Origin of the sequence: Nocardioides sp. NPDC057767 (assembly GCF_042798275.1) — a bacterium.
In the GTDB taxonomy this organism is placed as follows: Bacteria; Actinomycetota; Actinomycetes; order Propionibacteriales; family Nocardioidaceae; genus Nocardioides.
In genome coordinates this window covers 102,141-115,958 of the sequence record NZ_JBHVKJ010000001.1, presented here as the reverse complement: position 1 = coordinate 115,958, position 13,818 = coordinate 102,141, and the positions used below count along the sequence as shown (strand labels likewise).

Sequence of the window (13,818 nt, the reverse complement as noted above, 5' to 3'; positions counted from 1 at the left end):
GATCGATACAAGTAAATCTTTGGTACATCGAAGACATAAGTAGCGTAGGCTCGTCTCATGCCCGAGATGACAACCGCCGCCGACGTACTCGATCTGGTGCGCTCAGGACGCGCCGTGACCCGCAGTGATCTGCAGAAGACGACCGGCCTGTCGCGTACGGCCGTGGTCTCTCGGGTCTCCGCCCTGGTCGATGCCGGGCTGATCCTCACCGGCGAGGAGCTCGCCTCGACCGGTGGCCGGCCGCCGGGCTCGTTGACCTTCAACGCCGACGCCGGCGTCGTCCTGGCGGTGGCGATCGGGCGCTCCCGCAGCCAGCTCGCCGTCTTCGACCTCGACGGCCGCGAGCTCGCCGGCGACACCCGTGACCACGAGGTCGGCATCGCCGCCGACGACCTGATGCCCGACGTGACCGACCGTCTGGAGCGGCTCCTCGAGGGCATCGAGCCGCCCGTGCTCGGCGTCGGGATGAGCCTGCCGGGCGTCGTCGACCCCGTCCGCCTGGTCTCGGTCGACTCACCGGTGATGCGGGGCTGGGACGGCATCGCGCTCGCCCCCTACTTCGAGCGGCTCACCGACGGTCCGTTGGTGCTCGTCAACGACACCGACGCGCTGGCCACCGCCGAGCTCTTCGGGAGCGGCCTGCACCCGCGTGACGCGCTCGTCGTGAAGGCGTCGACCGGCCTCGGGCTGGCCGTCATCGCCGACGGCAGGGTGCTGCGCGGCCACGCCGGCGCCGTCGGCGAGATCGGCCACACCCGGGTCGAGTCCGCCGGCGAGCGCCCCTGCCGTTGCGGGGCGACCGGCTGCCTGGAGACGGTCGCCGCGGGCTGGGCGCTGACCCAGGGGCTGGTCGACTCCGGCGTCTCCGCCGGCCACATCCGCGACCTCGTCGCCGCCGCACTGGCCGGCGACGCGATCGCCCGGGGTCTGCTGCGCGAGGCCGGGCGCCAGCTCGGCGAGGTGCTGGCGATCGCGATCAACCTGCTCAACCCCGAGGTCGTGGTCATCGGTGGCGACATGGCCGCCGCGTTCGATCTGTTCACCGCGGGTGTCCGCGAGACCGTCTACTCGCGCTCCACCGCCCTGGCCACCCGCGACCTGACCTTCGTCCCCTCCACCCACGCCGACTCGACCGGCATGGTCGGCTGCGCCGCGGTGGCCATCAATCACCTGCTCTCTCCCGAGCGCCTCGACGCCCACCTGGGCGCCGCCGCGAAGTAGCCCTCTCGCCGGGCGGCGCGACCGTCAGGGGGTCGCGACCGTGAAGGCGGCCTCGACCTCGGCGTAGACCGAGATGTCGTCGGGGTCGAAGGCCAGGTCGGGGGCCGCCGACCCGGCGTCCGCGAACTTGGCGGCGGCCGGCATGGCCATGGTCGCCGACTCGTACGCCACCTCGCGGCTGACGCCGACGTCGTTGATGCTCCGGACCGCGACCGGGCCGAGATCGAGGGCATCGGCGTAGTCCTGCGCACGCACCTTGGCCTGACGCACCGCCTCCTGACGTACGTCACGCTCGACCTTCAACCGGCTGTCCTTGGTGAGCCGCCAGGAGACCTCGTGGACCTGGAGCCCCTCGTCGCCGGCCGTACGGCCGATCCAGGTCGCCAGCACCGTGAAGTCGATGAACTCGACCGCGAGACCCACGGACGCATGGTGCACCAGCGGCAGCCGCTTGCCGTCCTGGTGCCAGGGCCGCTCGGCCGACGTGCGCACCCGCTGGACCAGGAACCGCTCGACCGCGCCCTCCTGCTCGAGCCGCTCCAGCTCCGTACGCACGCTCTGCAGCCCACGCTGCAGCCGCTCCATCACCGGCTCCGGTGAGGCGCCGTCGAACCGGACCTCGGCCGAGACCACCCCACGCTCCGGAGCCACCTCGACACTGTGTGACCCACGCACCTTGATCAGGATCTCGCTCATGCCGCCGCTTCCGTTCTGCAGGTCGAAGAATACGAAATCGGCGGCATGAGGTCTGTTGTCGCTCGCTGACGCTCGCTCATGCCAGGAAAACGTACGCCGTCAGGACCTATCCTCACCAGGGTGAATGAAACGAGCCGCCTGCGGCAGATGACCGGACGCGACCCGCACGAGGAGCATCGGGCCGCGACACCCTTGGAGCTGCTCTTCGATCTCACCTTCGTCGTTGCGTTCGGGGTGAGCGGCAACGAGCTCGCCCATCAGCTCGCGGAGGGACACGTCGCCGCCGGGATCGTGGCGTTCTGCTTCGCGTCGTTCGCGATCTGCTGGGCGTGGATCAACTACTCCTGGATGGCCTCGGCCTACGACACAGACGACTGGGCGTTCCGGCTGCTCACGATGGTGCAGATGATCGGCGTGATCATCTTGGCGCTCGGCCTGCCGGAGACGTTCGAGAGCATCCACGAGGGCGACCGCCTCCACAACGAGATCGTCATCGCCGGGTACGTCGTGATGCGGGTCGCCCTGTGTGGCCAGTGGATGCGCGCCTGGCGCCAGGATCCGGCTCGCCGCAGCGCGCACCGGGTCTACCTGATCACGATCCTCACCGCACAGGTGATGTGGTGCATCGTCGCCATCCTGCCGCTCGACGTTGCGACCGCGTTCGCCGCGATGCTGGTGCCGCTGATCATCGAACTGGTCGGCCCGTTCATCGCCGAGCGTCACTTCGGTGGCACGCCCTGGCACGCCCACCACATCGCCGAGCGCTACGGCCTGCTGACGATCATCACCCTGGGCGAGGGCGTGATCGGCACCGTCGCGGTGCTGTCGGTGATCGTCCACGACCCGGAGATCGGCTGGACCCTCGAGGCGATCCTCCTGCTCGCCGCCGGCATCGGTCTGACCTTCGGCCAGTGGTGGACCTACTTCATGATCCCGTGGGCCGAAGTGCTCCACCGCCGCCGCGACCGTTCGTTCCTGTGGGGCTACGGGCACATCCTGCTCTTCGCCTCGATCGCGGCCACCGGCGCCGGCCTCCACGTCGCCGCCTACCTGCTGCAGGACGAGTCCAAGCTGGGCGAGGTCGGCACGGTCGCGTCGGTGGCCATCCCGGTCGCGGCGTACGCCCTGCTCCTCTACGTCCTCTACAACTCCTTCATGCACGTGATCGACCCGTTCCACATCCTCCTGGTCGTGCTCACCGGAGTCGTGCTGGTCGCGAGCGTCGTGATGGCGGCAGCGGGCGTGCCCGTGGCGTGGTGCCTCATCGTCGTCGCGCTGGCGCCGGTGGTCACCATCGTCGGCTACGAGGCGGTCGGTCACCGGCACCTGGTCGCCCACCTCGACGCACTCTGACCGGGCCTGCGGATAGGTGCCCCACCCGTCGGGACGTTCCCCACGCTCCGGAGGGCGGGGAACCTACCTGCGGGCGGGGAGTTCTCCCGAGGAGTGGGGCATCAGATCACCGCCCGGGACATCGCACGGATGCGGGCGACGATCTGAGCGGGGTTGGCCAAGTCCTCCCAGGTCAGCCGCAGGAACCGATAGCCGGTGAGCTCGCGGATCTCGTCCTCCCGCTGCTTCTCGGCGAAGAGGGCGTCCGTGCCGATCTGACCGAACCTGCCGGAGTATTTCACCTTGCCGTCGAACTCTACGATCAGCCCCCACTCGTGCCACACCCAGTCGACCACGCCCACGAGACTCCCGTCCGCGCGCAGCACCTCCCACTGCTGCTGCGGCCGAGGCAGTCCGGCCTGGTCGAAGATCCACGATCCGCGTGATTCGGCCACCGACCCCGAACGCGGACCAGCCAAGGCGATGAGGGGTTGCAGCCGCCCCATCCGATGCCGGGCGTGCATCGCGGCGTACGCCGTCTCCAGATCGCCGCGATCGAACTGCTTCGAACGCAGCCCGGACTCCAAGAGACAGAAAGCTGCCTCCGGCTCGAGGTGAACGGCAGCCTCGAGCACACACCGCTGCGGCGCCAGCACCCGAATGCCGGCGACATTGCGGATCTCGAGATCGCCCCTCCCACGCTCGTGTTGGACGACGTCACCGATGGTTCGGCCCGAGCGGGCATCGAGTCGGGTCACGTGGATCCGCGTCAGGTCCAACCGCCAGTCGTCGATGGCGTGGGCGACCACGCCACTCGCATGGCTGACCGCGACGTCGTCACCGAGCGCCCGAACCGCCGCACGTGTGCGGAGCCAATGTCGGTCGGTGTCCTCGAGCGACGCCCATTCGTCGGCGAAGACATAGGCGCCCTTCCGCAGACGGCGCCAATCACCGAGGCGCACGGCCGCACGGATGTCGTTGACGGTGCAGCCCGCCGCAAGGGCTTCAGCCCGCGTGAAGAACCCGGCCTTCCTGGTGACCGCGCGCAATGACCTCATGGCGCCAGCATCAACCCGAGCCGTCGCAGGCGAAACCGTGATCAGACGACCTGTGGACAACCTGGTCCCGAGCATGCTCTGTGGACAGCAACTGGCCCACAGACATCCCCCACGAATGTGTAGGTTCCCCACGCTCCGGAGCGTGGGGAACCTACCTGCGGGTGGGGATCTCTCCCCACAAGTGGGACATCAGGCCTTCGGCTCGGGGCCGGCGTCACCGTCCTCCGTCTCCTCGGCCTCGTCGATCTGCTCGGCGGTCACTGCCCCCTCACCTGGAACGGTCTCGTCGTCGCCGGCCGCGAGGAGGCCGTAGAGCTTGCGGCGGGTGTCGGCGAGGACGTCTGCGGCGGCCTGGCGCTGGGCGTCGGTGCCGGAGGTGGCGAGCTGCCACACGGCCGGGAGCACCTGGGCGAGCTCGCCGCCGAGGATCCCGAAGCCGGCGAGGTCGCCGACTCCCTGACCGCCGCGGCCACCACGGCCACCGGCACGGGCGTTGTCGACGGCCTTGTCGAACGGCTTCCACACAGCGGCCAGCTCGTCCTTGTGCTCGGCGGCGTAGGCCTTTCCGGCCTCGGTCAGCCGGATCGCCCGACGGCCGTGCTCGTCGTCGGACTCCACGAGACCCTCGTCCTCGAGCTGCTGGATGGTCGGGTAGACCGAGCCGGGGCTCGGCCGCCACTCACCCGAGCTGCGCTCGGAGATCTGCTGGATCACCTGGTAGCCGTTGATGACCTGGCCCTGCTCGGCCGCTTCGGCCATCACGTAGATGATCGCGGACCGTACGTCACCACGACGGACCCGGGGGCCAGGCCGCTGCGGGGGCTGGTTGTCGAAGCCGAGCAGCGCCGCGATCCACGGCGGCGGACCAGCCGGTCCGCGGCCGCGACCGTGGTGGCCGCCCTGCCAACCGGGACCACCCCATCCGGGACCGCCCCAGCCGGGACCACCCTGCCAGCCATGGGAGCGGCGCGGGCCGCCCTTGCCGAACTCTCGACCCATCTGGTCGATCCACTCACCCCAAGGGTTGTTGTTGTAGCTCATCAGTTTCACTCTCATTCGGAAGACTAGATCGCGTTCCTTCGCGATATATCGTGATCTTACGCCGCTCCTCCGACCCGTTCAAGCGAAATGGAAGGGAGCCCCCGGAAATCCGGGGGCTCCCTGAGTCAGACCCTGACGGTCGGCGCTGCGATCAGACGCCAGGCGTCTGGGGCGGCGGCGGGGTCGTCGGCGGGGTCTGGGGCGTGGTCGGCGTGGTGGCCGCGCGCACACCACCCTCCGCCTGGAGCCGATCCAGCTGCCGGGCGGCAGCGTCGCGACCACCCAGGCCGAAGGCGAGCGCCGCGGCAGCGGCACCACCGACGACCACGGCACCGAAGCCGAGGTTGATGATCGAGTCGGCCAGACCCATGAACTTCAGCCCGATGGCGACGAACAGCGCGATCGTGGCGTACTTCAGGATCTGCGACGCCGCACCGGAGACCAGCTTGGCGATCGTCGTCGCGATGAAGAAGCCGGCAGCGATGATCGCCGCACCGAAGATGACCTTGCCACCCAGCTCGAGCACCTCGCTGATGAAGGCGGTGATCTGCGGGAAATCGAGCATCTGCGCAGCCATGACGGCAAAGAACAGCACGATGCCGATCTGCACGATCTTGGTGATCGCCGGGGTGGCGCTCTTGTCGGCGGGAAGCACGTCCATCGAGTGCAGCGAACGGTCCAGGCCGACGCCGTCGACGATGCCACCGATCAGATCGGCGGCGAAGCGGGCGATGAAGACGCCGATCGCGAGCAGGATGCCCGCGGCGATGATCTTCGGGATGGCCGCCAGGATCATGTCGAGCATGTCGGTGGCCGGGTCGGAGATCGACGAGATGCCGAGGATCTGCAGGGCGGCGATCGCGACCACGATCATGATCATCGAGTAGAGGACCAGGCCGATGACCTTGACGATCTGGTGACCCTGCGAGGTACCCGTGGTAGCCGCGGATCCCGGCGGAGCGGTCCCCGGCGCCTCACCCGACACTCGGGTGCGGTTCGGGTCGACCCCCACCGTGGCGTCCATCCTGTCGCTCGCCGTGCGAGCGCCGTCACCGAGCCAGCGGTCCCACGGCAGCGCCCCGAGAGCGGTCTCGACGAGCTGGCGCACGACCTTGGCGAGCAGCGCACCGACGATGAACACGAAGATGGCCCCGATGAGGTTCGGCAGGAATCCGAGGATCCCGTCGAGCAGACCCTGGATCGGTGCGAGCACCTGCGATAGCCCAAAGAGCTGCAGCAGCGCAATCAGGCCGAACAGCCAGACGAGAAGGGCTGCCACCGAGCCGAGACTCGCGCCGATGCTGTCGCCGTCCGAGCCGGCCCTCTGGAGCACTCCGATCTTCGAGGTCAGCTTCTTGAACGCCCACGCGACGATCTTGGCGATGATCCACGTGACGACGAGGATGGCGATTGCGGCAAGTACCTTGCCGCCGAGAGCCACCCAATCGATGTCCTTCAAGGCATCCATGTATCTCTCCCCCCATACGGGTATTGGATTCAGGGTGCCTGGGAATCGACGCGCAGTCCCGAGTGGCGCGCGCAACAGGCACCTCTGCTTTAGAGACGTTTACCCAGCGAGGCTCAAGACGCAAGTTTGCCGCTCCAACGGACGCAAAATGCATCAACCTTTACGAAAACCCAACACCCCGAGCCTGCTACATCTCCGCAGCGGACGTACCCGTATTTGCCGTTGCTTATGCCAGGTCTCAGGCGACCAGCCAGGCGGCGTAGGCGTCGAAACCGTAGGGACGGCCGAGGAAATCGGCCACCAGATCGGCCGCATCCTCTTCACCACCGCGAGCCAGCACGAGATCGCGATAACGCCCGGCCACCTCGGGATCGAACAGATCGTCCGGGTCGAAAGCGCTGAAGAGATCCTTGGCGATCACCAGTGACCACATGTACGTGTAATACCCCGAGGAGTAACCACCCAGGTGACCGAAGTTGGCGAAGAAGTGGGTGCCTTCGAGATAGGGATAGGGAGAGTACGCCGCCTGCAGCTCCTGCAGCCGCTTGGTGAGATCCTCGGGCTGTTCCTTGTGGAACCAGTAGGAGATCGCGGCGTAGAACATCTGCTGCCGCGCGTGGTAACCCTTGCCGAAGTCGTCAGCGGCCCGCATCCGCGCCACCAGGTCGGTCGGGATCGGCTCGCCGGCCTCGTCGGTCGCGAAGGTCTGCAGCACGTCGGCGTCCCAGGCCCACTCCTCGAGCATCTGGCTTGGCGCCTCGACGAAGTCCCACTCGGTTGCGACACCGGAGAACCGCGCCCACTCGCCCTGCCCACCGAGGACGTGGTGGATCAGGTGGCCGAACTCGTGGAAGAGGGTCACCACGTGGTCGTGCTCCATCAGGCCGCGGGAGAAGTTGCAGACCAGCACGCCCTCGGGGAGCTGCCGTCCCGCCACCCCAGGGGCCAGGTCGAACTGGGCGGCGTGCTTGTACTTGCCCTCGCGGGGGTGGAGGTCGAGATGGATGCGGCCGAGACGCTCCGCGCCGTCCTGCCGATAGACGTCGAAGACGCTGACGTCCTCGTGCCAGGTGACCACGTCGGAGACCGGCTCATAGCGCAGTCCGAACAGCCGCCCGGTGACGTCCAGCAGCCCCTGGTGCACCTTGGCGAAGTCGAAGTAGGTGCGCACCACCTGGCTGTCGACGTCGTACTTCTCCTGACGCACCAGCTCCTCGTAGTAGAGCGCGTCGGCCGCGGACACCGCGCTGGCTCCCGGGACGTCGCGCTCGTAGCGGTCGAGGAGCACCTCGAGGTCGCGCTTCATCCGTCCCTCGGCGGCGCCGGCGATCTTGTCGATGAACTCCGGGATCGCCGCCCCCTCGCCGATCATCTTCACCGCGGCATCGAAGGCGGGCCAGTCCTCGTAGCCGACCAGGTTGGCCAGCTCGTGGCGCAGCGCGAACATCTCCTTGAGGACCGAGTCGTTGTGCGGCCAGCCGCGCTCGAGCCCGGCCACCGTGACCGCGCGACGGATCGCCGGGTCCTTGACGAACATCCGCGCCGGCAGCGCGTCGGGGTAGTCGGTGGTGATCTCCACGAGCCCCTTGTCGTTGACCGGGTGCGCCTCGAGCCAGTCGGCCGGCATCCCGTCCAGCTGCTCGGGCGTGGCCGTGGTGATGCGTACGTCGTCCCTGGTCACACGCGCGAACTCGAGGTTGAGCTCGGTGAGGCGCTCGTTGATCTCGGTGAGCCGGGCGCGGGTCGCCTCGTCACGGTCGACGCCGGCGCGGGTGAAGTCCTGCAGCGTCTTCTCCAGGAGCCGCGCGGCGAGCGGGTCGAGCGCCTCGGTCTGCTCCGCCGGCAGCTCCGCGAAGACCTGGTAGAGCGCCTGATCCTGGGTGAGCTCGGTGCGCAGCCGGTCGACCTCGACCTCGGTGTCCTCGCACGCGGTGCGGACCGACTCGACAGGATGCACGTTGGCGAGCAGACCGGCCAGCCCGCCGAGCGAACCGAGCTCGAGCGAGAGCTGGTCCCAGGCCTTCAGCACCTCGATCGCCTCGCTCGGCGGTGCGGCCCGCAGCTGCTCAGCAAGCTCGCGCACATGCGTCAGCGTCGCCGACGTACGCTCCTTGACCCAGGCCTCTGCGGCCTCGGTGTCGGGCAGGGCTAGCGGCTCTGGCGTACTCATGCGGCAAGCCTGCCACGACCCTGTCAGTAGAGGATGTAGTTCCTCGTCATCTGCACCGGAGCAGACGTCAGCGGTGCCAGCCACAGCCGTCCGCAGGCAGTGGTGGTCCGGCGGACGGAGACCCACTTCCACCCGGTCGTGCTCGACCACGCGTTGACCGTGCCGACCTTCGTCGAGCCGAGCAGGACGGTCATCTTGCCCTGGTGCGGCCCCTTGTGGACACGGAGCCGGGCGCCCTTCGCGCAGTAGGCCCCGTTGGAGCGCTGGGTCCGACGACCACCGTGATGAAGCAACCAAACTCCTGGGCAACGGGCACGAACGAGCACAGCGGACGTACCCTAGCGGGCATCCGCCAGGGCTCCGATCCAGGTCGTCCTAATCGTCGAAACGGTCCATGCTGGGGAAGCGGTGGACCTCCTGCGGCCAGTCGAGCGCGACCGACATCCGGCCGGCCCAGTAGCGCGCCGCATCGTCGTCAGGCACGTCGATGACGAAGAATCCGCCGAGGTGCTCCTTGGTCTCGACGTACGGACCGTCGGTGAAGACCGGCTCGCCGTCGGCGCCGAGCTCGACGCTGAACAGAGCGGTCGAGGCGTCGATCCCGCCGTTGCCGTAGACGAAGACCCCGGCGTCCTTCATCTCCTTGGTCACGGCCATCGAGGTGTCGCGCTTGTGGCGCAGCTGCTCCAGCGTGTGCTCGGCGACCCACTCGTCGTTGAACGCGATGATGTATTCCGGCATTCGTCTCTCCTCGTCTCGGGATTCGTTTCAGGGCGGTCAGGTGACCGCCACTCACTTCCTCTACGAACGCACCTACCCCGATCCGACAGCCTCGGGCGAAATTCCTTCAGCTGCGCCCGAGCTGGTCTCGCCGTCTGGTCAGCAGCGCGACCTCGGCGGCGTTCTCGGCGAGCTCGATGGCCATGTCGTACGCGGCGCGGGACTCGCCGCTGCGGCCGAGCCGGCGCAGCAGGTCGGCCCGGGTGGCGTGGAAGGCGTGGTAGTCCTCCAGGCCGAGCCGGTCGATCTCGGCGAGCGCGACCTCGGGGCCGTCCAGCTCGGCGACGGCGATCGCGCGGTTGAGCCGGACGATCGGCGAGGCGTCGACCCGGAGCATCTGGTCGTAGAGCGCGACGATCTGGGACCAGTCGGTGTCACGGGCGTCCCGCACCGAGGTGTGGACGGCATTGATGGCGGCCAGGATCTGGTAGCGCCCGGGCCGCGGGCCGCCGTTGGCGACGACCCCGAGCCGCTCCCGCACCAGCGCGTGCCCCTCGGCGATCAGCGCGAGATCCCAGGAGCCGCGGTCCTGCTCGTCGAGCCGGACCAGCTCGCCGGTCGCCGAGACCCGAGCCGTACGCCGCGCCTCGATCAGCAGCATCAGGGCCAGCAGGCCGGCGACCTCGCCGTCGTCAGGAAGCAGGGCACGGACCAGCCGGGTCAGCCGGATCGCCTCGGCGGTCAGGTCGCCGCGTACGGCGTTGTCGTGGTCACCGGAGGAGAGATAGTCCTCGTTGAAGACCAGGAACAGGACCGCCAGGACACCGCTCACCCGTTCCGGGAGATCAGCCGCTTCCGGAACCCGGTAGGGGATGTGGGCGGCCTTGATCTTGTTCTTCGCGCGGGTGATCCGCTGGCCCATCGTGGTCTCCTGGACCAGGAAGGCCTTGGCGATCTCGGGAACGGTCAGGCCGCCGACCATACGCAGCGTCAGCGCCACCCGGGCCTCGGGCGCGAGCGCGGGGTGGCAGCAGGTGAACAGCAGCCGGAGGCGGTCGTCCTCGATCGCTCCGAGAGGCTCGTGCGGGGTGTCATCGTGCATCGCGACGGCCTCCTTCTGCTTGTCGTCACGCTTGGACTCGCGGCGGATCCGGTCGATCGCGCGGCGGTTGGCGGTGGTGGTGAGCCAGGCGCCGGGGTTGGGGGGTACGCCGTCGAGCGGCCAGCGCTCGACAGCGATCGTGAACGCCTCGGCGGCGGCATCCTCGGCGACGTCGAGGTCGCCGAAGCGGCGGGTGAGGCTGGCGACCACCCGCGCCCACTCCTCGTGGTGGGCCCGGGTGATCGCCTCGTCGATCTCGATCAACGGCGGGTCACGCCTCGGGGCCGGTCTGCATCGGTCGCACCTCGACCTTGCCGAGGCACGCCGCCGAGGCCTCGGCGGCCAGCTTGAGCGCGACATCGAGGTCGGGGACGTCGATGATCCAGAAGCCCGCCATGTACTCCTTGGCCTCTGCATAGGGGCCGTCGGTGATGATCGGCTTCTCGCCCTGACCGTCGACGACGGTCGCCGTCTTCGCGGCGTCGAGGCCGTCGGCGAAGACGAAGTAGCCCTCCTGCTGGAGCTTGTCGTTGAACTTCCCGGTCGCCTCGAACGAGGCCATCATCTCCTCCTGCGAGGCGTAGCCGTAGTTCTCCTTCTCGTAGTCCGAGTCGGGACCCCAGACGGACATCAGGTACTTGGCCATGGTTGCTCACTCCTTCGTCTCGGACGGCCTCGATGACCGCCTCTCACCCTTGCTACGAACGTCTACGTCGGTATCCGACACCCCACTTCAGAATTTCTCCAGGTAAATTCATTCGCTTAGCATGGGTAACCATGTTGAAGGCCCCGCAGAAGTGAGCATCGCCGACAAGCTCAAGGGTGCCGTCGCCGACACCCGCCCCCTCCAGGAGCCGCACTTCCGGCGTCTGTGGATCGCCGGGATCATCACCATGGTCGGCGCCCAGCTGACCGTGGTCGCGGTGCCGGCCCAGATCTACGCGGACACCGGCTCCTCGGCGTACGTCGGGCTGACGGGCGTCTTCGGACTGGTCCCGCTGGTCGTGTTCGGCCTCTACGGCGGCGCGCTCGCGGACCATTTCGACCGGCGTACGATCCTGATGGTCTCGACCACCGGTCTGATCGCCACCAGCGCGCTCTTCTGGCTCCAGTCGGCGCTCGGCAACACCAACGTGTGGGCGCTGCTGTGTCTCTTCTCGGTGCAGCAGGCCTTCTTCGCGGTCAACCAGCCGACCCGGAACTCGCTGCTCCCGAAGATCCTGCCCACGCACCTGCTCCCGGCCGCCAACTCGCTCAACATGACCGTCTTCCAGGCCGGCGCGATCGCCGGTCCGCTGGTCGCCGGGGTGATGCTCCCGTTCACCGGGTTCACCTGGCTGTACGCCATCGACACCGTCACGCTCTTCGCGACCCTCTACGCGGTCGTGCTGCTGCCACGCATCCCCGTCGAGGGCGCCGGCTCGAAGGTGCCCGGGCTGCGGTCGGTGTGGGACGGCTTCGCCTACCTGCGCCACCAGCCGGTGCTGCTGATGAGCTTCGTGGTCGACCTGATCGCGATGGTCTTCGCGATGCCGCGGGCACTGTTCCCACAGATCGCGCACGAGTCCTTCGGCGGGCCCTCGGAGGGCGGGATCGCGTTCGCGCTGCTCTTCGCCGCCATCCCGGCCGGCGCCGTGATCGGGGGCATCTTCTCCGGCTGGGTCTCCCGCATCGAGGCCCAGGGGCGGGTGGTGATCTGGTGCATCGCCGTATGGGCCCTCGGGATCACCCTGTTCGGGGTCACCGTGACGTTCGCGGACCACTTCACCACGTTGATGCTGGGTCTCGGCGTGCTCTTCATGATGGTCGCCGGCGCCGCCGACGTGGCCTCGGCGGCCATCCGGATGTCGATCCTGCAGTCGTCGGCCGACGACAACGTACGCGGCCGGCTGCAGGGGGTCTTCACGGTCGTCGTCGCGGGTGGCCCGCGAGTGGCCGACGTCCTGCACGGAGGCGCGGCAGCCGTGGTCGGCACCGCGATCGCGACCACCGGAGGTGGCCTGCTCAACCTGCTCGGGATCGCGCTGTGCGCGCTACTGGTCCCGAGCTTCCTCGCCTACCGGGTCAACCGGCCCGCGCCCGCCGAGCACGAACTCACGAAGTAGCCCGGCGAGCAGCTCGGGCTGGTCGATCGGCACCAGCGTGGAGGAGTCCTTGACGATCTCCAGGCGCGCGTCGGGATAGTGCGCGGCCAGGCGCGGACCATGCTCCGCGGGCATCAGGGTGTCCTGGTCGGCCCAGACCACGAGGACGGGCTTGGTGAACTTCTGCTGACCCTCGGCCAGCTCGAGCAGCTCGGCGCGCCCAGGCGCGCCGCCGGCGAACTTGATGAAGTCGCGGCGAATCGCCTTGTCGGTCAGCGCCGGGGCGAACCAGCCGTGCACGAGGTCGTCGTAGAGGTGGTATTCCTTGTCGACCGACATCCCGCCGTAACCGCCGCGGGCCTGTCGGAAGCTCTGCATGCGGAACAGCTGCAGCCCGGCGGTGAACAGCGGCGGCACCTTGGAGAGCACCGCCAGCGGCTTGGCCGCCTTCGGGGGGTAGTTGTCGAAGGCCTCGCACGCCACCAGCGCCAGCCGCCCGATGCGGTCGGTGCGGCCCTGGTTGATGAGGAACTGTCCGCCGCCCCAGTCGTTGAGGACCAGAGTGACGTCGTGGAGGTCGAGCGCGTCGAGGAAGTCACCGAGGATGTTGGCCACGCCGACCTGGCTGAGGTCGGCGTCGGGGTTCATCGGCTTACGGTGGCCACCGAGCGGCAGCGTCGGCCGGATCACCCGGAACCCACCGAGATAGGACATCGAACGACGCCACAGACGGCCGTCCATGGGCACTCCGTGGAGGAGTACGAGGACAGGGCCGTCACCGCCGGTATCGTCGAAATCGATCGGACCGGCCGACAGCTGGACGCTGGGCATTCAGTGGGCTCCTCGAAGCAATGACGTGGGGTGCCCACACCTTGCCCCCCGGGGAACCCCCGTGCAACGGGAATCGCCCAATTCCCCGCGCATCT

At 68.5% G+C, this 13,818-nt stretch carries 13 protein-coding genes; 3 read left to right on the top strand and 10 right to left on the bottom strand.

Annotated features, from left to right (window positions below; all coding sequences use genetic code 11):
* The first annotated feature begins 57 nt into the window (after positions 1–57).
* A complete protein-coding gene (locus ACFVDI_RS00530) occupies positions 58–1,221 on the top strand; it encodes an ROK family protein (RefSeq protein ID WP_328527892.1) in 1,164 nt (387 codons plus the stop codon).
* Positions 1,222–1,245: 24 nt separating this feature from the next.
* On the opposite strand, the gene ACFVDI_RS00525 is transcribed toward ACFVDI_RS00530, so the two are convergent.
* Entirely contained in the window at positions 1,246–1,917 is a 672-nt protein-coding gene (locus ACFVDI_RS00525; RefSeq protein ID WP_378899202.1) for an SIMPL domain-containing protein, read from the bottom strand.
* A gap of 120 nt (positions 1,918–2,037) precedes the next feature.
* Between ACFVDI_RS00525 and ACFVDI_RS00520 the strand changes: the two genes are divergently transcribed.
* Positions 2,038–3,270 carry a low temperature requirement protein A gene (locus ACFVDI_RS00520; RefSeq protein WP_378899200.1) on the top strand — a complete coding sequence of 411 codons (1,233 nt, stop codon included), beginning with the start codon at positions 2,038–2,040 and terminating at the stop codon, positions 3,268–3,270.
* A gap of 101 nt (positions 3,271–3,371) precedes the next feature.
* On the opposite strand, the gene ACFVDI_RS00515 is transcribed toward ACFVDI_RS00520, so the two are convergent.
* The 8 genes from ACFVDI_RS00515 to ACFVDI_RS00480 form a co-directional block, all read right to left on the bottom strand.
* Positions 3,372–4,307, bottom strand: coding sequence for a type IV toxin-antitoxin system AbiEi family antitoxin domain-containing protein (locus tag ACFVDI_RS00515; RefSeq protein WP_378899198.1), 936 nt, complete (start codon positions 4,305–4,307; stop codon positions 3,372–3,374).
* A gap of 189 nt (positions 4,308–4,496) precedes the next feature.
* Positions 4,497–5,348, bottom strand: coding sequence for a PadR family transcriptional regulator (locus ACFVDI_RS00510; protein ID WP_378899196.1), 852 nt, complete (start codon positions 5,346–5,348; stop codon positions 4,497–4,499).
* 151 nt (positions 5,349–5,499) lie between these two features.
* Complete coding sequence (locus tag ACFVDI_RS00505; RefSeq protein ID WP_378899194.1) at positions 5,500–6,816, bottom strand: mechanosensitive ion channel; 1,317 nt, start codon at positions 6,814–6,816, stop codon at positions 5,500–5,502.
* A 238-nt stretch (positions 6,817–7,054) separates the two neighbouring features.
* Positions 7,055–8,986: a M3 family metallopeptidase gene (locus ACFVDI_RS00500; RefSeq protein WP_378899192.1), complete on the bottom strand. Its 1,932-nt coding sequence runs from the start codon at positions 8,984–8,986 to the stop codon at positions 7,055–7,057.
* A 23-nt stretch (positions 8,987–9,009) separates the two neighbouring features.
* Positions 9,010–9,279 (bottom strand): hypothetical protein, encoded by a 270-nt coding sequence (locus ACFVDI_RS00495; RefSeq protein WP_378899190.1) that lies wholly within the window; start codon positions 9,277–9,279, stop codon positions 9,010–9,012.
* An 82-nt stretch (positions 9,280–9,361) separates the two neighbouring features.
* A complete protein-coding gene (locus ACFVDI_RS00490; RefSeq protein WP_378899188.1) occupies positions 9,362–9,727 on the bottom strand; it encodes a YciI family protein in 366 nt (121 codons plus the stop codon).
* A 106-nt stretch (positions 9,728–9,833) separates the two neighbouring features.
* Positions 9,834–11,072, bottom strand: coding sequence for an RNA polymerase sigma factor (locus ACFVDI_RS00485; protein WP_378899186.1), 1,239 nt, complete (start codon positions 11,070–11,072; stop codon positions 9,834–9,836).
* A 7-nt stretch (positions 11,073–11,079) separates the two neighbouring features.
* Positions 11,080–11,454, bottom strand: a complete 375-nt coding sequence (locus ACFVDI_RS00480; protein ID WP_328527900.1) for a YciI family protein — start codon at positions 11,452–11,454, stop codon at positions 11,080–11,082.
* 151 nt (positions 11,455–11,605) lie between these two features.
* On the opposite strand from ACFVDI_RS00480, the gene ACFVDI_RS00475 reads away from it, so the two are divergent.
* A complete protein-coding gene (locus tag ACFVDI_RS00475) occupies positions 11,606–12,913 on the top strand; it encodes an MFS transporter (protein ID WP_378899183.1) in 1,308 nt (435 codons plus the stop codon).
* Here the strand turns inward: ACFVDI_RS00475 and ACFVDI_RS00470 are convergent.
* The gene (locus tag ACFVDI_RS00470; protein WP_378899181.1) at positions 12,842–13,723 is read right to left on the bottom strand and encodes an alpha/beta fold hydrolase; all 882 of its coding nucleotides are present in this window, start codon (positions 13,721–13,723) and stop codon (positions 12,842–12,844) included. The genes ACFVDI_RS00475 and ACFVDI_RS00470 overlap by 72 nt on opposite strands.
* Between the last annotated feature and the right edge of the window lie 95 nt (positions 13,724–13,818).